The organism is Acidobacteriota bacterium, assembly GCA_016195325.1.
Lineage (GTDB): Bacteria > Acidobacteriota > Polarisedimenticolia > JACPZX01 > JACPZX01 > JACPZX01.
Genome location: JACPZX010000053.1, coordinates 1 through 20,451 on the forward strand (window position 1 = coordinate 1; position 20,451 = coordinate 20,451).

Below are 20,451 nucleotides of genomic sequence, written 5' to 3' on the forward strand. Positions count from 1 at the left end.
GAACGACGGGGCGGTCGGCGCGCGCACGTACACCGTCCTCCGGAGCGGGACGCCGGTCGCCTCGGGCGGGTGCGGCGGCGCGATCCCCTACGGCACGACGGCGTGCACCGACACCAGCGCCGCCGTCGGCACCGCGTACACGTACACTGTCCGCTACACGAACGGCTGCGCCTCGAGCGCCGCGACGACCGGGGCCGGCGCGACCGACCTCGCGACGCCGCCCTCCCAGGTCGGCGACGGCCTCGCCGGGACGACCCCGGTGACGATCGCCTACGACGGCGTGCACGTGATCCTCGGGTGGCAGGCGAACGCCTGCGCGCTGCGGTACAACATCTACCAGGGATCTCTCACCAGGCCGTTCACGAACCACGCGATCTTCTCGGCGACGGGATTGAACGGCGCCGACTCGTGCTTCGAGCCGTCGAACGGCGCGACCTTCAACGCGCCGGCCGGGAGCGCGTACTACCTCGTCGCCGCCGACAACGGCGCGCTCGAGAGCGACCTCGGCCAGAAGCAGCCCCCCGCGACGCGCAGCTTCGCCGCGGCACCGTGCAGCCCGCACTGACCGCTTGCTTTTCCGCGCGCCGGCGCGTGAGAATCGGGGCACCTTCATGCCCAGCTACGCTCTCATCGCCGACTTCGACCCCGGGCGCGCGGCCCGCTACGCGGGCATCGTGCGGGCGCGCGGCCTCGATCCCGTCCTCGCCCGTGACGGCCTCGAGGCGATAGACGCCCTGAAGACACGCGGCGTCCCCGCGATCATCGTCACCGATCTCTCCCTCCCCGGCGCCGACGGCTTCGCGGTCCTGCGCGAGGCGAAGAAGCTCTCGCCCCGGAATCAGCCCCCCGCCGTCGTCGTCTCCGCCTTCCGCGAGCTGCGCACCGCCGCCGAGACGCTCAAGTCCCATCTCGCGATCCAGGCGATCCTCCCCCATTCGCTCAGCGACGACCTGGTGGGCGCGACGCTCGGGGCGGTTCTCTCCGGCCAGACGACGGCGGAGATACCGGCCGAGGAGATCCAGAAGGCGATGGCCGCCATCGAGTCGACGCGGCTCGCCCACCTCGACTCGATGCAGATCGTGGACGATCTCCCCCCCGACGAGGCGCTCCAGGGGCTCGCGCGCAAGACGGCCGAGGCCTTCCACGTGCCGGTCGCGCTCGTCTCGCTGATCCTCGACGACCGCCAGTGGTTCAAGGCCTACTTCGGCCTCGAGGGGGAGGCCCTCGCCGCGCGGGGCACGCCGAAGGAGTGGGCCTTCTGCCGCCACGTCGTCCAGGGGAAGGAGCCCCTCGTCGTCCCCGACGCGGCCTCGCACCCGTACTTCTCGTCGAACCCCCTCGTGAAGGCGGGCGTCATCGGGAGCTACGCCGGCGCACCGCTCGTCACGCCGGGCGGGGACGTCCTCGGCACGCTCTGCATCGTCGACTCGAAGCCTCTCGCGATCAGCGCGTCGGAGGTGGAGGTCCTCGCCCTCCTCGCGCGCCGCGTCGCCGGCGAGCTCGAGATGCGATCGAAGGCGTGGCGGCGCACGATCTCCCACACCCCCGACGACGTGAAGACGGTCCTCGGCTACATCGACAGCGCGGTCCTCCTCGTCGGTGCGGGAGGGGCGGTCCTCTACGCGAGCCCGGCCTTCGACGATCTCTTCGAGCGGCCGCTCGCGCTCGAGCCCGGCGCCACCCGCGACGCCTTCATGAGCAGGCTCGCCCCCTTCTTCGACGTCCCCGACGACTTCCTGCGGCGCGTGCGCGTCGATCCCGCCGGCCCCTACTCGGGGCGCGAGACCTTCGAGATGCGCTCCCCCCGCGCCAAGCGGCTGCGGTGGACCGCCCGCCCGATCCCCCGGGACACGGGCTTCGCCCAGCTCGAGACCTTCACCGAGATTGACGCCGCGAGCTGAGCCTTGCCACGCCCGGGCGCGGGTCCTACTGGGCGCGGCCCATGCCCGAGCCCCCACTCTTCCCCCTGAGGGTCCTGATTCTCGCCGACGACCCTCTCGCGCGCGAGGCCCTCGCCGCCCGGCTCCACGGCGAGCGGGGGGTGACGATCGCCACCCACACTCCGGACGTCGTTCTCTGGGATCTCGGATCGGACGCCGTCAGCGCGACGCCGCTCTCCCCCGACGCGGCGCCGGATCTCCCGATCCTCGGCTCCGTCGCGGGCGACGCCGGCGCCCTCGAGGCGCTGGCATCCGGCGCCCGCGGCGTGATCCTCAGGGACGCGCCGGCCCCGCGTCTCGCCGCGGCCCTTCGCTCGATCGCGCGCGGCCTGGTCGTCATCGACGAGCCCCTCGCCGCCGCGCTGTTGCGCCCCGTGGGGACGCCGCACGCCGAGGGGAGCCGCCTCACGCGCCGCGAGATCGAGGTCCTTCAGCTCCTCGCGCTCGGCCTGCCGAGCCGCGAGATCGGCGAGCGCCTCTTCATCAGCGAGCGGACGGCGAAGTTCCACGTGAGCGCGATCCTCGGCAAGCTCGGCGCGCGCACCCGCACCGAGGCGGTGGTGAGGGCCGCCCGCCTCGGCCTCGTCTCGATCTGACGATGGGCCGCGTCGGGAGCTCCGCGTCGGGAGCTGTCCGTAGGGACAGGCCCGAATCACGCCCTTCGGCCGTTGTGGGGGGCCCGGGCCGGCGCGTAGATTCGGGGCCGAAAGGAGATCACCCCATGCCCGCGTCCCACCAGGAGCTTTCCGATTCCATCGCCGCCGTCGTCGACTCGTGCGGCACCGCCATCGTCCGCGTCGAAGGGCGCGGCGGCGCCCCCCTCTCCGGAACCGTCTGGGCCCAAGGCGTCCTCGTCACCGCCGATCACGCGATCGATCACGAAGGCTCGATCACGCTCGGCCTCGCGGACGGGACGACGGCCCCCGCCGAGCTCATCGGCCGCGACCCGGCGATCGATCTCGCCCTTCTCAGATCGAGCGCGCCGTCGCTCCAGCCCGGCAGCTGGGCCGAGACCGACGGCCTCAGGGTCGGGCATCTCGCGGTGGCCCTCGCGCGTCCGGGGCGCACGGTCCGCGCGAGCCTCGGGATCCTCGGCGCGATCGGCGACGCGTGGACGACGTACGCCGGGGGGCGCGTCGATCGCTACGTGCAGGCCGACGGCGCGGGGCGTCACGGCTTCTCGGGAGGTCCGCTCGTCGATCTCTCGGGGCGCTTCCTCGGCATGAACACCGCGGCCCTCGTCCGAGGCGCCTCCGTCACGCTGCCGGCATCCACGTTGAGGCGGGCCGTCGCGGAGATCCTCGCGACGGGTCGGCCGGAGCGCGGGTTCCTCGGCGTCACGTGCCAGACGGTCCGCCTCCCCGATGCCGTCGCCTCCTCCCTGCAGCAGCCGTCCGGGCTCCTGGTCTTCGGCGTGCAGCCCGAGAGCCCTGCCGCCGAGGCGGGACTCCTCCTCGGCGACGTCCTCGTCGGCCTCGACGGCGCGCGCGTCGCGCGCATGGGAGACCTCCTCGGCCTCCTCGGCGCGCGCCGCGCGGGGACGAAGGCCTCGGTGAGAATCCTGAGGGCCGGGCGCCTCGAGGAGACGTCGGTCGCCCTCGGCGCGCGCGGCTGCTGACGCGGCCATGAGCCTCCTGCGGCGGTTCGCGGACGAGCTCCGGGAGCTGATCGCCCGGGCCGTCCCCGCGGTCGTCGGCGTCGAGCACCGGCGCGCGCAGGGGACGGGCTTCCTGATCGCGCCCGACGGCTACGTCGTGACGAACGCCCACGTCGTCGCCGGCGCGGCCGATCTCCGCGTCACGCTGCGCGCGGGGGGCGACGCGCGCGCCGAGCTGGCCGGCGCCGACCCGCCCACCGACCTCGCCGTGCTCAGGATTGCCGGCGGCGGCCTCCCCTCCCTCCCCCTCGCCGACGATCGGAAGCCCCGCGTCGGCGAGATCGTCGTCGCCGTCGGCAACCCCCTTCATTTCGATCGCTCGGTCAGCCTCGGCGTCGTGAGCGCCCTCGACCGGACGCTGCCCACGGGGCGGGGCGCCCCCTTCGAAGGTCTCATCCAGACCGACGCCGCCATCAACCCCGGGAACTCCGGCGGGCCCCTCCTCGACGCCGACGGGACCGCGATCGGGATCAACACGGCCATCGTCCCCTACGCGCAGGGGATCGGCTTCGCGATCCCCGCGCGCACCGCGACGTGGGTGGCGTCGGTTCTCATCCGCAAGGGGCGGGTCGAGCGCCCGTACCTCGGCATCGCCGCGCGCGGCGAGGACCTCGAGGGCTACTTCGCGCGCGCGACCGGCTCGTCCCGGGCGATCCGCATCGTCGAGGTCGCCTCGGGGGCCCCCGCCGACGCGGCCGGGCTGAGGCGCGGCGACCGCATCGTCGCGGCGAGCGGCGAAAAGGTCGAGAGCGTGGACGATCTCCAGCGCCGCCTCGTCCTCGGCGACGCCGGCGACCTGAGCCTCCGCGTGATCCGCGCGGGAGGGGCGCTCTCGGACTTCGTGGTGAGGCCGGCGGCTCCCCCTTGACACGCTCCTATTCTGTCCGTATATTCTGTTACGACAGAAAAAGGAGAATCCCTTGGCCCGACTGGCGCCCGTTCCGCAGAAGTTCGTACTCCACTGGGGCGAGATGGGGACCCGCTGGGGGGTCAACCGGACCGTCGCCCAAATCCACGCCCTCCTGTACCTTTCGCCCCGCCCCCTCCCCGCCGACGAGATCGCCGAGACCCTCGGCGTCGCCCGCTCCAACGTCAGCACCAGCCTTCGCGAGCTGCAGGGTTGGGGGATCGTCCGCGTGGTGCACGTGATGGGGGATCGGCGCGATCACTTCGACTCGATGAAGGACGTCTGGGAGATGTTCCAGGTGATCCTCGAGCAGCGCAAGCGCCGGGAGATCGACCCGACGCTCGACCTTCTGAGGGCCTGCGTCGAGGAGGCCGGCGCCGGCGGCCATGTCGACGCGCACACGAAGGAGCGCCTCGTCCGGATGAAGGAGTTCTTCGAGACCATGACCGGCTGCTACCAGGAGTTCCGCTCCATCCCCGCGGGAGCCCTGAAGGGGTTCATCGGGCTGAAGGGAAAGGTCCGGAAGCTCCTCGGGAAGTGAATACCGGAGGCGCCGGCGCGCCTCCTTTTTTGTGCGAGGTTGTTTCTGTGAATACTGAAATGTCAGACATAATAGGCTTCGACGCGGACTGCGGCGTTTGCTCCTGTCTCGCGGCCCGGCTGCGACTCCGCCTGGAGTCGCGGGGGTTCCGCCTCGTCCCGCTCCAGGGCGCGGAATCGGGCCGAATCCTGGGGCTGCCCGACGGTGAACTCCTGAAGGAGATGCGCGTGCTCACGTCCGGCGGGACGCGGCTCGGCGGCGCCGACGCGCTGCTCTACGTTGCGGCGCGCACGCGAGGGTTGTCGATCGTCGCCCGTTGCCTCGCCCTCCCCGGCGTCCGCCCGCTCTTCGCGGCCGCCTATCGCTGGTTCGCCGCGCACCGGCACGCCCTCGGCGGCTCGTGCGCCCGGAAGGAGGTCTCGTGATGACCACCATGATCCCGCTCCTGTGGACCGCGGGGGCGATTCACCTCGCGATCGCTCTCGCGAACGCCCCTCTCGCGCGAATCCTGGAAGTGCGGACGCACATGGCCGGCGTCCCGCCGATCCTCCGGCAGGTCTTCACGGTCCACTGGCTCTACATCGTGGGGATGCTCGTCGGATTCACGGCGCTCTGCTTCGCGTTCGCGCCCGAACTGGCCGGCGCCAGCCCGCTCGGCCGCGCGCTGAGCGGGTTCCTCTCTCTCTTCTGGTTGACGAGGATTGTCGTGCACGTCGCGTACTACGACGCGAAGCTCAGGCGGGCTCACCGCCTCCTGGACGCCGCGTTCCTTTCCGCCGCCGCCTACCTCGCGCTCGTGTTCGGTGCGGCGGCGAGTGGCGCGTCCTTCTGAAAGGAGATGGCCGCATGGACCTTCGGGATTCAAGACGCTGGATCGCGTGGAGCGCGGCGTTCGGCCTCTTCGAGTGGGGGGCCATCGCCGTCGCCGGCCTGACCGGCATCCCCCGGCCGGGGCTTGGAGCCATCGAAGTTCTCTTTCTCCTGGCCCCGCTCGTTGCCGTGCCGCTCGCGATGATCGTCGCGGGCGGCGCGTCTTCCTTCCCGGGCGAATCCCGACTCTTCGGCGCGGCGGCGCGATGGCAGCCGTTCGCGGCGGCGCTGGTGGTGGTCTCGTTCCGGATCGAGCCCGGACGAGCCGCGGGAATCCTCACGCTTCCGTGGCTCGCGTTCGCCGCCATGACCGCGCTCACCGGCCTCGGAGCGACTCCCGGCGACGCCGCCCGCGATCTCCGATCCGCCCTCCTCGCCCCCGGCGCCTTCGTCCGCCGCGCGGCGGGCGACCCGCCGGCGCTCTGCGCCAGCGCCGGGCTCCTGTTCCTGCCGGTGGGGGCGGCCTTCCTCCTCCAGACGCGCGCCGGCATCCGCCCCATGGGATTCGTCGAGCCGATCGTCCTGCTGACGGCCGTTCACTTCCACTTCACCGCAGCCCTCGCGCCCATCGTCGCCGCCGGCGTCGGACGCCTTGCGCACGTCGATCCAGGTCAGCGCGGCGCGCGCGCGGCGGCCTTCCGTCTCGCCGCGACGGCCATCCTCTCCGGCCCCGTGGTTCTCGCGGCGGGGTGGGTGTTCGCCGCGCCCCGGCTCAAGCTGACCGGGGCTCTCCTCGTGACGGCCGGCCACGCCGTGGTCGCGGCGATCGCGCTCACGTCGCTCTCGAGGCTTCCGGCGTTCCTGCCGCGCGCGCTCCTCGCCATCTCGTCGGCGTCGGCGCTCGGCGGAATGGCCCTCGCCGCGCTCTACGCGGCCGGCGAGGCGCTCGAGTCCTCGCGGATCTCGATCCCGCAGATGGCGCGGTGGCACGGGGTGGCGAATGGCGTCGGCTTCGTCCTGTGCGGTCTCGCCGCGCTCGCGCTGGCGGCGCGCCACGCGGGCGGAGGAACCGCCGATGCCCGCCGGGCCGACGGCTTCGCGCCAGGAAAGGAGAGTCGATGATGTCCTACGCGCGCGCCGCCTGGTCGGCGGGAGCCGCGGGGGCCCTCCTCGGCATCGGCTCCATGGCGATCAGCGTCACCGTCCTGGGAGCGTACGGCGTGGCCCTCTTCCTCGCGGCGCCGATCGTCTGCGGCATCGTTTCCGCCGTGCTCTTCGCGAGCTTCCATGGACCGTCGCGGAGCGGACCCTTCGCGGCCGCGCTGTGCGCGATGGCGCTCGCGGGCGCGGTCCTCATCGCATTCGCCGTGGAAGGGTTCTTCTGCCTGCTCATGGCGGCGCCTCTCGTTCTTCTCGGCGTTCTCGTCGGCGCCCTCATCGGGGCGGCTCTTGGCGTGGCGTGCGATCTCGATGAGCCGCGCGGTCGAAAGCGGACCGTCGGCGGCGCGATCGCGATGCTCCCGCTCTCCCTGCTCGCGGATCACGCCGGCCTCGGCGCCGGCGTGCCGCCGGCTCCGGTCGAGACGGAGATCATCGTCGCGGCGCCTCCCGAGCTGGTGTGGCGGCGCCTCGTCGCCTTTCCTCAGATTGGGCCTCCGCACGAGTGGCTCTTCCGGGCCGGCATCGCGGCGCCGCTCGAGGCGACCCTCCCCGAGGGGAGGGTGGGCGCCGTCCGCATCTGCCGCTTCACGACGGGGGACATGCGGGAGCCGATCGAGGTCTGGGATCCGCCGAGAGCGCTCACCTACGCCGTGGCGTCACAGCCCGATCCCATGCGGGAGATGACCCTCTGGCGCGGGGCGAGGCCGCCCCATCTCGACGGCTACCTCGAGGCCACCCGCGGGCATTTCGAGCTCCAGCCACTCGCCGGAGGACGCACGAGGCTCGTGGGGCGGACCTGGTACCGGACGAACATGGTCCCCGAGAGGTACTGGCGCCTCTGGGGCGACGCCATCATCCACGCGATCCAGCGGAGGGTCCTGCGGCACGTCGCCGTCCTCGCGGAGCGGGATCGCCTTCTCGAGACAGGAGGATGACCCATGAAAGACACGACGAACCTGATCGGCATCGCCCTCACGCTCGCAATCGCCGTCGCGGTCACCGCCTACCTGCGGCGGTCTCTCGTCGCCGTGCTGACGGACCTGTGCGGCACGCGGGAGCGCGCGGAATTCTGGGCCGGCTTCTCGGCGGTCGTCCTCGTGCTGGCGCCGATGATCTTCGCGCTGTACATCAATCCCAGCCCCGACGGGGCGGTGCACTTCGCCGACATCGCCGCACTGATCCAGCGCGGCCTGATCGGGCTCGTGTCGGCGCTGGCGATCATCGGACTGACGCTCGGCCACTTCATCGGCTCTAGGAACGGCACGTGCTGAGACGCGATCAATGCGCGGGGGAACTCGTCCCCCGCGCCATCGCCTCGAGGAGCGCCATGCGCGCGGCGGGGTCGGCCGGAAGCGGATCGTGCACGAGCGCCCGGCCGCCGCGCACGGTGACGGCGCGCGAGGCGGACGCGGCGAAGGGCTCGATGTCGTGGGTCACCACGACGACCGAGGCGGAGGCGGCGAGGAGCGAGCGAACCCAGGCGAGGACCTCGTCGCGCATGGCGCGATCGAGCGTCTCCAGGGGCTCGTCGAGGAGAACGATCTTCGGCGCGCCGATCATGGCCGCGGCGAGGACGGCCCGCCGGCGCTGACCCATCGACAGCTCCCGCACCGAGCGGCCGCCGAGGCGCGGGAGCCCCACGGTGGCGAGCGCGGCTGCGGCCCGGTCGAGCGGCGCGCCCCGCAGGCGGCAGACGAGGGTCAGGATCTCCGAGAGCGTCGCGTACGGCGTGAGGTCGGGCTGCTCGGGCACGTAGGCCAGATCCCGGCGCGCGGCGACCTCGTCGGCCCAGAGATCGTGCCCGGCGACGTCGACGCGCCCGGCCTGGGGCATCTCGACGCCGGCGGCGATTCGGAGGAGCGTGCTCTTCCCGCAGCCGTTCGGCCCGAGGAGGAGCGTGAGGCCGGCGCCGAGATCGAGATCGACGCCGTCGAGGATCGGCTCCCCCGCGCCGTAGGCGAAGCGCGCCCCCCGGAGGCGGATCACTTCGCGCTCCACGAGAGGGGATCGCCGGCGGCCGCGTGGTGGAGCGCGATCCACCGGCTGACCGGCAGCTCGCGCTCGGCTCTCGCCGCGGCCCGCAGCGCGAGCGGCGTCGCCGCGGCGAAGAGGAGCGCCCCCCACGGGACGAGCCCCGCGAGCCCCGCGACGACGAACCCCTCGACGAGGATGACCCCCATCGCGCCGATGCGGAGGCTCTGAGCGCGGCGCAGCGCGCTCGCGGCGCGCAGCGCAAGGAGGGGCGTCGTCGCGAGGACGGCGAGCGCGGCGGGCGGATCGAGCACCGCGGCGACGAGCACGAGAGGAAGCGCGGGGACTCCGAGGAAGAGGGCATCGGCGGCGACGCGGCGGCTCGAGCTCCACGGAAGCGAACGCGCCCAGGGCCAGACCGGCCGCCGCAAGCCCATCTCGGCGGCGACCCCGGACATGAGAATCGCCGCGGCAAGGAGGCCGCCGAACCTCACCGCCCCGGACGCGACGGCCGGCGTCACGGCGTTGTTCGCGAGAAAGAGGGCCGCGAGGCCCAGGACCATGATGGGGATCGCGAGCGCCGTGGCGGTGCGGAAACCGACGGCTCGCCATGCGATGACCGCGAGGAGGGGGGCGCGAGCGAACGTCCGCCGGCGGCGCGCGAGGGCGGGCGGCGCGATCGAGCCGGAGAGCCGATCGGCGGCGGCGAGCGCGGCGAGCGCCGCGGGAAGCGTCATCCAGCCCGGCGAGAGGGCGAGAAGGATTGCCGCCGCGCCGAGCGCCGACGCGAGCGCGCGCCGGCGCACCGGAAGGGCGACGGTGGCGGCGCCGAAGGCGAGGAGCGGGATGGCCGCGAGCTTCGCGAGGGAGACGGGATGCCCGAAGACGACGAGCCCGCCGGCGAGGAGAGCGGAGGCGACGACCGCGGGGAGCTGCGACGCCGCGAGAGCGAGGAGCGCCGCGCGCCGGTGGCTGGTCGCGCTCGCGGGGAGATGGCGGATCCATCCGCCGAGCCCGGTCGTGACGCGGGGGGCGGCCCACGTCGCCAGGGCGAGGAGGACCACCGCGAAGGTCCAGCTCGCCGCCGGATCCGATCCCGGGGCCGCGAGCCCCTGCGCGACCGCGGCGAGGACGTCGCCGGGGAACTCCGCGAGCCCCACCCACGCCACGGCGACGCCCACGAGCGGCGCGGCCGCGTGCGACGCCAGGCGCACACCGACGCCGAGGTGGAAGCGGAGGATCGCGCCGACGCCCGACATCCCCCTCATCGTGCCCCGGCGACGGGTGACGGCGCAACCGCGATCCCCGCGACGTACCCGCTCGACCAGGCCCACTGGAAGTTGAATCCGCCGATCCGCCCGTCCACGTCGCAGATCTCCCCGCACAGGTGCAGCCCGGGACAGATGCGCGACTCCATCGTGTCGAGCTTCAGCTCGGCGAGGGGCACGCCGCCGGCCGTCGCCTCCGCGTGCGTGTAGCCGCGGTCCCCGGTGATCGGGAGCGGGGTCGCCGTCACCGCGCCGGCGAGCGCGCGGCGCCTCTCGCGCGTCATCGCGCGCCCGGGCGCCGACGGATCGACCCCCGCGTCATCGCACAGCGCCCGCGCCAGCCGCTCCGGCAGGCGCGCCGAGAGAAACCGACCGGCGCTCGACGCGGCCAGCCCCATGAGCGCTGCGTCGATCGACTCCGCCGTCTCGCCCGGCAGCCAGCTCACGGAGATGGTCGCGGCGGGATCTTCGGCGATCGCGTGGAGGTAGTGGCGGCTGATGTCGAGGACCGCCGGCCCGGAGAGGCCGAAGTGCGTGCAGAGGGCCGGGCCGGTGACGGAGACCATCGTCCTTCCCGTCCCGCCGCGAAGCGTCAGCGTCGCGTCGGTCGCGAGGCCGGGGAGGCGCGTGACGAAGTGGCCGGAGCGCAGCGTCAGTGGGACGAGAGCCGGTGTCACGACGTCGGTGACCGAGTGGCCGAGCGACCTCGCGATCTCGAACCCGTGCCCGTCGGATCCCGACTTCGGCAGGCTCCGTCCTCCCGTGGAGAGGACGACGCGGGCGGCCTCGATCGCCCCCCACGCCCCCGTGATCCGGAAGGCGTCGCCTTCGCGCCGGACATTCTCGACGCGGCACCCCGCGCGGAGCTCCGCACCGGCCTCTCCCGCCGCGCGGAGGAGCGCCTCGAGGACCGTCGCCGCGTCATCGGTGACGGGGAAGAGCTTTCCCGTCTCCTCGCGCTTCATCTCGACGCCGATCTCGCGGAAGAACTCGATCGTGGCCGGCACATCGAAACGACGAAGGACCTTGCGGATGGCCGCGGGGGTCGACCCGGCGAAGTCGCGCTCGTCGACGGCGTGGTGCGTGACGTTGCACCGGCCGCCGCCGGCGACGAGGATCTTCGCGCCGGGCCGGCGCGCGCTCTCGAGGAGGACGATGCGGCGGGCGGTTCCCACGGATCCCGAGCGCCCGGCCTGGATCGCGGCCATGAGCCCCGCCGCCCCCGCGCCGATGACGGCGACGTCGACTCGGTCGAGCGGCGGTGCGGCGCGGGACATGAGCGCCATTCTAGCGGAGCATCTAGCCTGCCTTCGCGGCTCCGTGTATCCTCGCCGCCATGGCCTACAAAGACCTCCAGTCGTTTCTCGATCGCCTGAGACGCGAGGGCGAGCTGACCGAGATCCGCGACGACGTGAGCGCCGATCTCGAGATCGCCGCGATCGCCGACCGCGTGATCAAAAAGGGGGGGCCGGCCCTCCTCTTCACGAACGTGCGCGGCGCATCGATGCCGCTCGCCATCAACCTCTTCGGAACGGAGAAGAGGATGGCGCTCGCCCTCGAGACGCCGTCGATCGACGCCCTCGCCGCCGACATCGCCTCGTACCTCGAGCCTGCGATCCCCGAGGGGATGATGGGGAAGCTCCAGGCCCTCCCCCGCCTCGCGCGCCTCACGGCGCTGAAGGCGAAGCTGATCTCGAAGCCCCCGTGCCAGGAGATCGTCGAGACGAAGAATCCGACGCTCGCCGGCATTCCCATCCTCAAGTGCTGGCCCGGGGACGGCGGGCCGTACATCACCTTCCCCATCGTCGTGACGAAGCACCCCGAGCGCGAGACGCGCAACCTCGGCCTGTACCGGCTCCAGGTCTTCGACGACAGGACGATCGGCATGCACTGGCAGCGCCACAAGGGGGCGGCCGAGCACTACCGCGTCGCGGAGTCTCTCGGGAAGCGCCTCGACGTCGCCATCTGCCTCGGCCCCGAGCCGTCGGTCATCTACGCGGCGTCGGCTCCCCTCCCCCCCGAGCTCGACGAGCTGATGCTGGCGGGGTTCGTGCGCAAGGAGAGCGCCGAGGTCTGCCGGGCGGTGAGCGTCGACCTCGAGATCCCGGCGAGCTCGCAGATCGTGCTGGAGGGGTACTGCGAGCCGAAGGAGCGGCGGATGGAGGGGCCCTTCGGGGATCACACGGGCTACTACTCCCTCCCCGACCCGTACCCGGTCTTCCACCTGACCGCCGTCACGCGCCGGCGCGATCCGATCTACCACACGATCATCGTCGGGCCGCCTCCACAGGAAGATGGGCCGATAGGCCGCGCGACGGTGCGCCTCTTCCTCCCGATGATCCGGAAGGTTCTCCCCGAGGTCGTGGACATGAACCTCCCCGTCGAGGGGATCTTCCACAACCTCGTCCTCGTCTCGATCCGCAAGCGCTACCCCGGCCACGCCCGCAAGGTCGCCCACGCGCTCTGGGGGCTCGGCCAGATGATGTTCAGCAAGGTCATCGTCGTGGTGGACGACGACTGCGACGTGCAGAACCCCGGCGAGGTGATGTGGCGCGCGGGGACGCACGTCGATCCGAAGCGCGACGTCTTCCTGACCGAGGGGCCGATGGACGTCCTCGACTTCGCCGTGGCGACGCCGGCCTTCGGCGGCAAGATGGGGATCGACGCGACGCGGAAGACGGTGGAGGAGGGGTTCCCCGGCGAGTGGCCGGAGATTCTGAAGCATCCGGAGGAGATCCTGAAGCGGGCGCGGGAGATCTGCGGGAAGGCGGGGGTCTAGGAAACGTGAGAAGAGCGCTGATTGGTTGCCTGCTCGTCGCCGCCTGTTCGTTTTCCATGGCTCGAGCGGGGGTCGCCGTGGAGCGTGGCGACGCCGCACCCGGCGGAACCTCTCACGACGCGCCGGCCGTCACGGGGAGAACCCCGCGCTTCCCGGCGGAGTTGGCTCCCGCATCGCGCGCGGAGGTCCTCGCGCTTGCCGACCAGCTCACCGCCATCTACAAGCGAGGGGACTGGCCGGCTCTCGCGCGCCTCGTGGCGCCGGACTACCTCGGCTCCGCGCCGGGAATGGAATGGGACTTCGACGAGTTGAAGGCCGAGTTCCCGAAAGTGAGACTCGTCGACTGCCACGTGGAGTCGTCCACCGTGAGGCGCCTCGCGTTCGGGCTGGTCCTCCTCAACCAGGACGCCGCCCTCAAGGAATTCTACGGGGACCAGGACATCTCGGGGCGGTACCGCTTCACCACGATCTGGGCCCGCCGCCAGGGAGGCTGGCGCCTCATCTTCGAGCAGGAGATGCCGCTGCCGGCTCCGGCGGCCTCTTCGGCCTCTCCCGCCCGGACCACGCCCTAGCATGCGATCCGGCGCCCGACCTCGGGCGCCGCGCGCGGGCGACGCAGGCTGGACGCCCCACCCATCCTGGGTTACGATCCCGCCCCGCTCCGCCCCCGGCCATGACCCGTCCCGAGGTGCCCGCGATGCCGCGCCCGTCTCCAGCTCTTTTCGAACCCGCCCTCGATCGGGCCGGCCTCTCGTCCATCTACCGGAAAGTCCTGGACGGGACACGCCTGACGGGTGACGATGGGCTCGCGCTTTCCGCCTGCCACGACGTGAACGCGCTCGGCTACATGGCGAACCTCGTTCGCGAGCGCAAGAGCGGGAACCTCTGCTACTTCGTCCGCAACCAGCACATCAACTACACGAACATCTGCAACAAGGACTGCTCCTTCTGCGCCTTCTACGTCCGCGCGAAGGATCCCTCGGGGTACGTCCTGTGGCCCGACGACGTGAGGCAGCGCGTCCTCGAGCAGATGGAAGAGCCGGTCACCGAGATCCACATGGTCGCGGGGATCAACCCCCGCCTTCCCTACGAGTACTACCTCGACATCGTGCGGGCGGTGAAGGAGACGCGGCCGGCGGTGACGGTGAAGGCCTTCACGATGATCGAGCTGGCCGAGATCGCGCGCGTCGCGAGGAAGCCTCGCGAGGAGGTCTTCGCCGACCTGAAGGCCGCTGGGCTCGGCTCGCTCCCCGGCGGCGGCGCGGAGGTCCTCTCGGACCGCGTGCACCGGGAGATCTTCCCGCTGAAGCTCAGCCCCGCGGAGTGGCTCGACTGGGCGCGCGCGGCGCACCTCGCCGGGCTCCGGAGCAACGCCACGATGCTCTACGGCCACATCGAGACCGCGGCGGAGCGCGTCGAGCACCTCCTGAAGCTCCGCGATCTCCAGGACGAGACGAACGGCTTCCTGACGTTCATCCCGCTGGCCTTCCATCCCGAGAACACCGAGATGGCGCAGCTCCCGCCGACCTCGGGGCTGCTCGACCTGAAGCAGATCGCGATCTCGCGGCTGATGCTCGACAACTTCGAGCACGTGAAGTCGTTCTGGATCATGGTCACGCCCCCCGTCTCGCAGCTCACGCTCTGGTACGGCGCCGACGACATCGACGGGACGATCCTCAGGGAGGAGATCACGCACGCCGCCGGCGCGCGGACGCCGCAGGCGCTGACGCGCAACGAGCTCGTGGATCTGGTGAAGGAGGCCGGGCGCGAGCCCGTCGAGCGCGATCCTCTCTATCGGATCATCTGGCGCGAAGCGGCGCAGGGGGCCGTGGCGTGAGCGATCGATTCCTCGAGATCGCAGGCCGGGTCCAGGCGCGGGAACGGCTCACGGCCGGCGACGCGCTCTTCCTCTTCGACCATCCCGACCTCCCCGCCCTCGGCGCCCTCGCCGACATGGTGCGGTGGCGGATGCATCCCGAGCCGATCGTCACGTACGTCGTCGGCCGCAACCTGAACTACACGAACGTCTGCTGGGTCCGCTGCAAGTTCTGCGCGTTCTACCGCCCTCCGGGCGATCCCGAGGGGTACGTCCTCACGCGCGATCAGCTCGGCGAAAAGATCCAGGCCCTCGTCGACGTGGGGGGGCGCGAGGTCCTCTTCCAGGGAGGGGTCAACCCGCAGCTCAAGCTCGACTACTACCTCGACACGTTTCGCTGGATCAAGACGAACTGGGACGTGCACCTCCACGCCCTCTCCCCCGTCGAGGCGACGTACATCGCGAAGATCTCGAGCCTCTCGCTGGAGGAGACGCTCTCGCGGCTGCGCGACGCGGGGCTCGACACCCTCCCCGGCGCGGGCGGCGAGATCCTCAGCGACGCCGTGCGGAAGGAGATCTCCCCGCTCAAGGACACGAGCGACGACTGGATCGAGGTGATGCGCACGTGCCACCGCATCGGCATCCGCACCTCGTCCACGATGATGTACGGGAGCGTCGAGACTCCGGAGCAGCGCGTCGAGCACCTCGTGAGGGTCCGCGATCTCCAGGACGAGACGGGGGGGTTCAACTCCTTCATCCCCTGGTCCTTCATCCCCGACGCGACGGAGCTGTCGTCGATGAAGCGCGCCTCCGGGTTCGATTACCTCAGGACGAACGCCGTCGCGCGGCTCTTCCTCGACAACGTCCGTAACTTCCAGGCATCGTGGGTCACGCAGGGGCCGAAGATCGCGCAGATCGCCCTCCGATTCGGCGTGAACGACTTCGGCTCGACGGTCCTCGAGGAAAACGTCGTGTCGGCCGCCGGCGGCACGCACACGATGGATCTTCCCGAAATGATCCGGCTGATCGAGGACGCCGGGTTCACGGCCATCCCCCGCGACACGAACTACACCCTGCGCCCCGCCCCTTCGCGCGACGAGATCGACGCGCGCTGGGGGCGACACCGGGCCCGCGCGGCCGCTCTCGCGGCGCAGGCGGCCGGTGCGCAGGCCGCAGCGCCCGCGCTCCCCGGCCAGGGAGCGACGCAGTAGGCGCGGCGATGCCCATCAAGACGATCGCCGCCGAGGCGCGCTTCTCGAAAGAGAAGCTGGCGAAGACGAACCTCTTCGGGACCGAGCGCTTCTTCTGCGACGTATACGGCCTCGAGCCCGGACAGAGCCAGAAGCCCCACACGCACGAGGGGGCCGACAAGATCTACTGCGTCGTGAGCGGCACGGTGCGCGTCACGATTGGCGACGAGAACGCGACCATCGGTGAGGGGGTCGTCGCCCACGTGCCGTCAGGGGCCGAGCACTCCGTCGAGAACCTCGGGCCGGGTCGCGCGACGCTCCTCGTCTTCATGGCGCCGAGGCCCTGAGCCCATGCCCTCGAATCCTTCGAAGAAGCTCGAGACCTTCCCGAACCCGAAGCCCGATCGCCCCTACGAGATCGCCTTCGACTGCCCCGAGTTCACCTGCGTCTGCCCGATGACGGGTCAGCCCGACTTCGCGACGATCCGCATCCGCTACGTCCCCGATCGGCTGTGCGTGGAACTGAAGAGCCTGAAGCTCTACCTCTGGTCGTACCGCGACGAGGGGGCCTTCCACGAGGCCGTCACGAACCGGATTCTCGACGACCTCGTCGCGGCGATCGCGCCGCGCGAGGCGACGGTCGTCGGCGACTTCAACGTGAGGGGCGGCATCCACACCGTCGTGACGGCGAAGCATCCGGCGACGTAGGCGAGCCGAACACCTCCAGGTGCCAGGTCGAGTCCCAGTCGTTATTAAAGTTTCCGCCGAATTCTTTAATAGCGAGCCAGGCTATTAAAGGTGCACGGGACTCGAGAGGAGAGCGCCGGCCGGTGCTCAGGCCGCGGCGGGGGCGGCGGGCTTGAAGGGGAGCGCGCTGACCGCGGCCCCCAGGACGGCGCCGCCTGAGTGGATCTCGAGGCGGGTCCCCGGCTCGCTGTGCTCGTTGCGGACGTAGCCGAGCGCGATGATGCGCCTCATCTCGAGGCTGGGGACGACGCTCGTGACGAGCCCCACCTCGTTCTTGCCCACGAAGATCCGGGCGCGCGGCTCGGGGACACCCCCCTGATCGATGAGGAGCCCGACGAGGAACCGCTGCACCTTGTGCCGCGAGTCGAGGCGGGCGATGACCTCCTGGCCGGTATAGCACCCCTTCGACCAGTGGATGGCCGCGTCGAGGCGCGCCTCGAGGGGGTTGAACTCGTCGGTCAGCTCGCGCCCGTGCGCGGGGACTCCGAACTCGACGCGGAGCATCTCGTGCGCCTCGCTCCCCATCGGGTTCAGGCCGTAGGATCCTCCCTCGGCGAAGATCTCCTTCCAGACCACCCCCGCCCCGGACTCGTCGACCATGAGATTGAACCCGTCGCCGCCGATGCAGGCGGTGAGCCGGGCCGTCGCGGCCGGCACGCCGGCGATCGTCAGCCGCTTCCAGGCGTGCGGGGCGAGGCCGTGGACCTGATCGCGCGACACCCACTCGAGCATCCGCGACGACGCGGGGCCGAAGAGCGTGATCATCGCCGTCTTGTGGGTGAGGTCCTCGATCTGCACGTCGTCGCGGAAGCGCACCTTCTCGATGAGGGCCTTGATCTCCTCCGCCATGTTCGGCGAGGTGACGATCCACGTGCTCTCGGTGTCGGCGTGGAGCGTGAGGCGATCGATGATGCGCCCCTTGTCGGTGCACATCACCGTCTCGGCGCCGTGCCCGGCGGGGAGGCCCTTCACGTCGTTCGTCGTGATGCGGTGCAGGAGATCGAGCCGGTTCGCCCCCGTGAGGCGCAGCCGCCCCCAGTGGCTCCTGTCGATCGCGGCGACCGTCCCTTTCCCGGAGAGGTACTCGGCCTTGATGTTGGTGAAGACGCGCGGCAGCTCCCAGCCGTCGACCTCGCCGAAGGCGGCGTGGGACTCCCTCAGGGCCTCGTACAGGGGCGTGCGATCCATGCCGCTCACGCGAAGACGGGGCCGTCGCCGTCGGGGATGACGCCGGCGTCGCGGCCGTCGCCGATCAGCCGCTCGATCGCCAGGCGGCCGCGCTTGCCGAGCGAGATGGTCCACTCGTTGACGTACATCGAGACGAACCGGTCGGTCGTGTCGGCGTCGATGCCGCGGCCGAACCCCCCCGCGTGGGCGAGCGCCTCCGCGCGGTGCCCCAGCGCCCACTCGATGCTCTTCTTGAGCGCCTCGTGGATCTTCTTGATGGTCGCGTCCCCCAGATCCGCGCGGGCGACGTTGACGCCGAGGGGGAGCGGCAGCCCGGTCTTCTCCTGCCACCACACTCCGAGATCGGCGACTTTGTGCAGGCCCATCGCGGCGTACGTGAGCTGCCCCTCGTGGATGAGCAGCCCGGCCTCGGCCTTCCCGGCGAGCACCTCGCCCGGGATCTGATCGAAGGGGGCCACTTTCGGACGGAACCGCCCCGCGGCCAGACGCAGCGCGAGGAACGCGGTCGTGAGGATGCCGGGGACGAGGACCTCGACGTTGACCAGCTCCTTCACCGTCATCGGGGTTCGCGAGACCACGATCGGCCCGTACCCGTCTCCGACGCTCGCGCCGCAGTCGAGGATCTTGTACGACTTCCCCAGCAGCGCGCACGCGTGAACGCTCGCGGCCGTCACCTCGATCTCGCGCTTCAGCGCGCGGCGGTTGAGCGTCTCGATCCCCTCGAGAACTTGCTCGAACTCGAACCCCTCGCACGGAATCTTGCCGCTGAGGAGCGGGTAGAACATGAACGCGTCGTCGGGATCGGGGCTGTGGCCCAGGAGTAGTTTCTGCATGGCGTCATTATATACTCGCCTCCCATGCGGTCGTTCCTGTCTCCCGAGCCGAAGGTCCAGATCACCAACGCGTTCGCGCGCCCGTTCGACAACGCGGTCGCCACCGCCCGGACGTGCTACTCGGCGAAGGGGATCGTGACCGAGGACGACGTCTCGGGACAGCCGGGGCTCGACGCGGCCGGGCGCGCGGAGAAGGAGTCGGCCCGCGATCGGCTCGCGCAGGACATCTACAGGGCCGGGCACCACACGACGCTCCAGCACGCGCACTTCCAGTTCGCCCTCTCGAACGTGAGCCGGCACTTCATCTGGTCGTTCCTCCACAGCCACCCCTTCTACAACTCCGAGCAGGTCAGCCAGCGCTACGTCGCGGTGAAGCCGGGATCGTACGCCGTGCCGCCCCTTGCGCCCGACGCCCTCGCCGTCTACCACGACACCGTCGCGGCGCAGAACGAGGCCTACGCCGCGCTCACCTCGAGGCTCGTGCCGCGCGTGGAGCGCGAGTACTTCGCGCGCTTCCCCGCGCGGGGAAGGCACCCGGAGACGTGGAAGAAGGACATCCGGAAGAAGGCGCAGGAGTCGGCGCGCTACGTCCTCCCCGTCGCGACCTTCGCCTACCTGTACCACACCGTCAGCGGCCTCACGCTCCTGCGCTACTACCGCACGTGCGGCCAGTTCGACACGCCGCTCGAGCAGAAAATCGTCCTCGAGAAGATGGTCCGAGAGCTCCTCGCGCGGGAGCCCGCCTACCGCGCCATCCTCGAGCAGCCGATCCCGCCGGAGGAGACGATCGAGTACCAGGTCTTCCACGCGACCCTCCCGGTCAACGGCGAGCGGGAGCGATTCCTCCGGGAGTTCGACGACGACCTCGGGGGACGCCTCTCGAAGCTCGTCGACTGGCCGGGGCGCAACCAGGAGACCCTCGCCCGATCGGTGCGGGAGATCTTCGGCCTCTCCTGCGACCGGATGGGGGACGAGGAGGCGATCGCCCTCGCGCTCGATCCCTCGAGGAACACCTGGCTCGGCGAGACGCTGAACTCGACGACGCACACGAAGCTCTCGCGCGCCCTCTTCCACGCGCACTACACCTTCAGGAAGCGCCTCAGCCACACCGCCGACTCGCAGAACCAGCGGCACCGCATGACGCCGGGGTCGCGCCCGATCCTCGCGGCGCACTTCAGCGGTGAGCCCGACTACCTGACGCCGGCGGTGATCGAGGCCGAGGAGGAAGCGCGCGCCCCGTACCGCGCGATCATGGAGAGATCGTGGGAGGGGATCGCGAAGCTCAGGAAGCTGGGGGTCGACGACGAGATGGCCCTCTACCTCCTCCCCAACGCGGCGGCGGTGCGCTTCACCGAGTCGAGCGATCTGCTGAACCTCCGCCACAAGATGGCGATGCGCCTCTGCTACAACGCGCAGGAGGAGATCTGGCGCGCGAGCCTCGAGGAGACGCAGCAGATCGCCGAGGTCAACCCGCTCATCGGGCGCTACCTCCTCCCGCCGTGCACCCTCCGCAAGATGGCGAAGTCGTACCCGATCTGCCCCGAGGGGAAGCGCTTCTGCGGCGAGCGCGTCTGGACGTTCTCACTCGATCAGTACGCGAGGGTCATCTGACCCCGAAGGTCATCTGACCGCGAAGGCCATGT

At 71.2% G+C, this 20,451-nt stretch carries 22 protein-coding genes and 1 pseudogene; 18 read left to right on the forward strand and 5 right to left on the reverse strand.

The window, feature by feature from the left end; all coding sequences use genetic code 11:
• The 11 genes from HY049_10335 to HY049_10385 all read left to right on the forward strand — a co-directional run.
• Positions 1–565 (forward strand): hypothetical protein (locus HY049_10335; protein ID MBI3449298.1); only part of this gene is annotated, 565 nt, incomplete at its 5' end.
• Between the two features lie 46 nt (positions 566–611).
• Positions 612–1,901 carry a GAF domain-containing protein gene (locus HY049_10340; protein ID MBI3449299.1) on the forward strand — a complete coding sequence of 430 codons (1,290 nt, stop codon included), beginning with the start codon at positions 612–614 and terminating at the stop codon, positions 1,899–1,901.
• Positions 1,902–1,942: 41 nt separating this feature from the next.
• Positions 1,943–2,536, forward strand: a complete 594-nt coding sequence (locus tag HY049_10345; GenBank protein MBI3449300.1) for a response regulator transcription factor — start codon at positions 1,943–1,945, stop codon at positions 2,534–2,536.
• 125 nt (positions 2,537–2,661) lie between these two features.
• Entirely contained in the window at positions 2,662–3,558 is an 897-nt protein-coding gene (locus HY049_10350) for a trypsin-like peptidase domain-containing protein (protein MBI3449301.1), read from the forward strand.
• 7 nt (positions 3,559–3,565) lie between these two features.
• A complete protein-coding gene (locus HY049_10355) occupies positions 3,566–4,465 on the forward strand; it encodes a trypsin-like peptidase domain-containing protein (protein MBI3449302.1) in 900 nt (299 codons plus the stop codon).
• Between the two features lie 103 nt (positions 4,466–4,568).
• Positions 4,569–5,045: a MarR family transcriptional regulator gene (locus HY049_10360; GenBank protein ID MBI3449303.1), complete on the forward strand. Its 477-nt coding sequence runs from the start codon at positions 4,569–4,571 to the stop codon at positions 5,043–5,045.
• Between the two features lie 59 nt (positions 5,046–5,104).
• A complete protein-coding gene (locus tag HY049_10365; GenBank protein MBI3449304.1) occupies positions 5,105–5,470 on the forward strand; it encodes a DUF393 domain-containing protein in 366 nt (121 codons plus the stop codon).
• A complete protein-coding gene (locus HY049_10370; protein MBI3449305.1) occupies positions 5,470–5,877 on the forward strand; it encodes a hypothetical protein in 408 nt (135 codons plus the stop codon). The genes HY049_10365 and HY049_10370 overlap by 1 nt, the downstream gene beginning before the upstream one ends.
• Before the next feature lie 14 nt (positions 5,878–5,891).
• Positions 5,892–6,977 carry a YndJ family transporter gene (gene yndJ, locus HY049_10375; protein MBI3449306.1) on the forward strand — a complete coding sequence of 362 codons (1,086 nt, stop codon included), beginning with the start codon at positions 5,892–5,894 and terminating at the stop codon, positions 6,975–6,977.
• Entirely contained in the window at positions 6,974–7,951 is a 978-nt protein-coding gene (locus HY049_10380) for an SRPBCC family protein (protein MBI3449307.1), read from the forward strand. The genes yndJ and HY049_10380 overlap by 4 nt, the downstream gene beginning before the upstream one ends.
• 3 nt (positions 7,952–7,954) lie before the next feature.
• The gene (locus HY049_10385; GenBank protein MBI3449308.1) at positions 7,955–8,287 is read left to right on the forward strand and encodes a hypothetical protein; all 333 of its coding nucleotides are present in this window, start codon (positions 7,955–7,957) and stop codon (positions 8,285–8,287) included.
• Between the two features lie 7 nt (positions 8,288–8,294).
• Here HY049_10385 and HY049_10390 read toward each other — a convergent pair whose 3' ends face one another.
• Genes HY049_10390 through HY049_10400 form a run of 3 tightly spaced genes read right to left on the reverse strand, consistent with a single transcriptional unit; the run spans position 8,295 to position 11,532 of the window.
• The gene (locus tag HY049_10390) at positions 8,295–9,002 is read right to left on the reverse strand and encodes an ABC transporter ATP-binding protein (protein ID MBI3449309.1); all 708 of its coding nucleotides are present in this window, start codon (positions 9,000–9,002) and stop codon (positions 8,295–8,297) included.
• Positions 8,999–10,246, reverse strand: coding sequence for a hypothetical protein (locus tag HY049_10395; protein MBI3449310.1), 1,248 nt, complete (start codon positions 10,244–10,246; stop codon positions 8,999–9,001). Before HY049_10395 ends, HY049_10390 begins: the two co-directional genes overlap by 4 nt.
• A gap of 5 nt (positions 10,247–10,251) precedes the next feature.
• A complete protein-coding gene (locus HY049_10400; GenBank protein ID MBI3449311.1) occupies positions 10,252–11,532 on the reverse strand; it encodes an aminoacetone oxidase family FAD-binding enzyme in 1,281 nt (426 codons plus the stop codon).
• A 59-nt stretch (positions 11,533–11,591) separates the two neighbouring features.
• On the opposite strand from HY049_10400, the gene HY049_10405 reads away from it, so the two are divergent.
• The 6 genes and pseudogenes from HY049_10405 (at position 11,592) to queF (ending at position 16,748) form a co-directional block, all read left to right on the forward strand.
• Positions 11,592–13,034, forward strand: a complete 1,443-nt coding sequence (locus tag HY049_10405; protein MBI3449312.1) for a menaquinone biosynthesis decarboxylase — start codon at positions 11,592–11,594, stop codon at positions 13,032–13,034.
• Positions 13,035–13,039: 5 nt separating this feature from the next.
• Complete coding sequence (locus HY049_10410) at positions 13,040–13,606, forward strand: nuclear transport factor 2 family protein (GenBank protein ID MBI3449313.1); 567 nt, start codon at positions 13,040–13,042, stop codon at positions 13,604–13,606.
• Between the two features lie 125 nt (positions 13,607–13,731).
• Entirely contained in the window at positions 13,732–14,871 is a 1,140-nt protein-coding gene (mqnE, locus tag HY049_10415) for an aminofutalosine synthase MqnE (GenBank protein MBI3449314.1), read from the forward strand.
• Positions 14,868–15,920: pseudogene (gene mqnC, locus HY049_10420) on the forward strand (dehypoxanthine futalosine cyclase). The gene mqnE and the pseudogene mqnC overlap by 4 nt, the downstream one beginning before the upstream one ends.
• A gap of 149 nt (positions 15,921–16,069) precedes the next feature.
• The gene (locus HY049_10425) at positions 16,070–16,387 is read left to right on the forward strand and encodes a cupin domain-containing protein (GenBank protein MBI3449315.1); all 318 of its coding nucleotides are present in this window, start codon (positions 16,070–16,072) and stop codon (positions 16,385–16,387) included.
• A gap of 4 nt (positions 16,388–16,391) precedes the next feature.
• A complete protein-coding gene (gene queF / locus HY049_10430; GenBank protein MBI3449316.1) occupies positions 16,392–16,748 on the forward strand; it encodes an NADPH-dependent 7-cyano-7-deazaguanine reductase QueF in 357 nt (118 codons plus the stop codon).
• Between the two features lie 126 nt (positions 16,749–16,874).
• Here queF and HY049_10435 read toward each other — a convergent pair whose 3' ends face one another.
• Together HY049_10435 and HY049_10440 are read right to left on the reverse strand one after the other, a co-directional pair.
• Positions 16,875–17,975 (reverse strand): aminomethyl transferase family protein, encoded by a 1,101-nt coding sequence (locus HY049_10435; protein MBI3449317.1) that lies wholly within the window; start codon positions 17,973–17,975, stop codon positions 16,875–16,877.
• Between the two features lie 5 nt (positions 17,976–17,980).
• A complete protein-coding gene (locus HY049_10440) occupies positions 17,981–18,808 on the reverse strand; it encodes an ABC transporter substrate-binding protein (protein ID MBI3449318.1) in 828 nt (275 codons plus the stop codon).
• 24 nt (positions 18,809–18,832) lie between these two features.
• Here HY049_10440 and HY049_10445 point away from each other — a divergent pair, with 24 nt between their 5' ends.
• Complete coding sequence (locus tag HY049_10445; GenBank protein MBI3449319.1) at positions 18,833–20,419, forward strand: FAD-dependent thymidylate synthase; 1,587 nt, start codon at positions 18,833–18,835, stop codon at positions 20,417–20,419.
• The last annotated feature ends 32 nt before the right edge of the window (positions 20,420–20,451 follow it).

Excerpts from the sequence above, each read along its gene's own strand:
- HY049_10340 (MBI3449299.1), top strand. The coding sequence starts at position 612 with ATGCCCAGCTACGCTCTCATCGCCGACTTCGACCCCGGGCGCGCGGCC.
- HY049_10345 (MBI3449300.1), top strand. The coding sequence starts at position 1,943 with ATGCCCGAGCCCCCACTCTTCCCCCTGAGGGTCCTGATTCTCGCCGAC.
- HY049_10350 (MBI3449301.1), top strand. The coding sequence starts at position 2,662 with ATGCCCGCGTCCCACCAGGAGCTTTCCGATTCCATCGCCGCCGTCGTC.
- HY049_10355 (MBI3449302.1), top strand. The coding sequence starts at position 3,566 with ATGAGCCTCCTGCGGCGGTTCGCGGACGAGCTCCGGGAGCTGATCGCC.
- HY049_10360 (MBI3449303.1), top strand. The coding sequence starts at position 4,569 with ATGGGGACCCGCTGGGGGGTCAACCGGACCGTCGCCCAAATCCACGCC.
- HY049_10365 (MBI3449304.1), top strand. The coding sequence starts at position 5,105 with ATGTCAGACATAATAGGCTTCGACGCGGACTGCGGCGTTTGCTCCTGT.
- HY049_10370 (MBI3449305.1), top strand. The coding sequence starts at position 5,470 with ATGACCACCATGATCCCGCTCCTGTGGACCGCGGGGGCGATTCACCTC.
- yndJ (MBI3449306.1), top strand. The coding sequence starts at position 5,892 with ATGGACCTTCGGGATTCAAGACGCTGGATCGCGTGGAGCGCGGCGTTC.
- HY049_10380 (MBI3449307.1), top strand. The coding sequence starts at position 6,974 with ATGATGTCCTACGCGCGCGCCGCCTGGTCGGCGGGAGCCGCGGGGGCC.
- HY049_10385 (MBI3449308.1), top strand. The coding sequence starts at position 7,955 with ATGAAAGACACGACGAACCTGATCGGCATCGCCCTCACGCTCGCAATC.
- HY049_10395 (MBI3449310.1), bottom strand. The coding sequence starts at position 10,246 with ATGTCGGGCGTCGGCGCGATCCTCCGCTTCCACCTCGGCGTCGGTGTG.
- HY049_10400 (MBI3449311.1), bottom strand. The coding sequence starts at position 11,532 with ATGTCCCGCGCCGCACCGCCGCTCGACCGAGTCGACGTCGCCGTCATC.
- HY049_10405 (MBI3449312.1), top strand. The coding sequence starts at position 11,592 with ATGGCCTACAAAGACCTCCAGTCGTTTCTCGATCGCCTGAGACGCGAG.
- mqnE (MBI3449314.1), top strand. The coding sequence starts at position 13,732 with ATGCCGCGCCCGTCTCCAGCTCTTTTCGAACCCGCCCTCGATCGGGCC.
- HY049_10425 (MBI3449315.1), top strand. The coding sequence starts at position 16,070 with ATGCCCATCAAGACGATCGCCGCCGAGGCGCGCTTCTCGAAAGAGAAG.
- queF (MBI3449316.1), top strand. The coding sequence starts at position 16,392 with ATGCCCTCGAATCCTTCGAAGAAGCTCGAGACCTTCCCGAACCCGAAG.
- HY049_10435 (MBI3449317.1), bottom strand. The coding sequence starts at position 17,975 with ATGGATCGCACGCCCCTGTACGAGGCCCTGAGGGAGTCCCACGCCGCC.
- HY049_10440 (MBI3449318.1), bottom strand. The coding sequence starts at position 18,808 with ATGCAGAAACTACTCCTGGGCCACAGCCCCGATCCCGACGACGCGTTC.
- HY049_10445 (MBI3449319.1), top strand. The coding sequence starts at position 18,833 with ATGCGGTCGTTCCTGTCTCCCGAGCCGAAGGTCCAGATCACCAACGCG.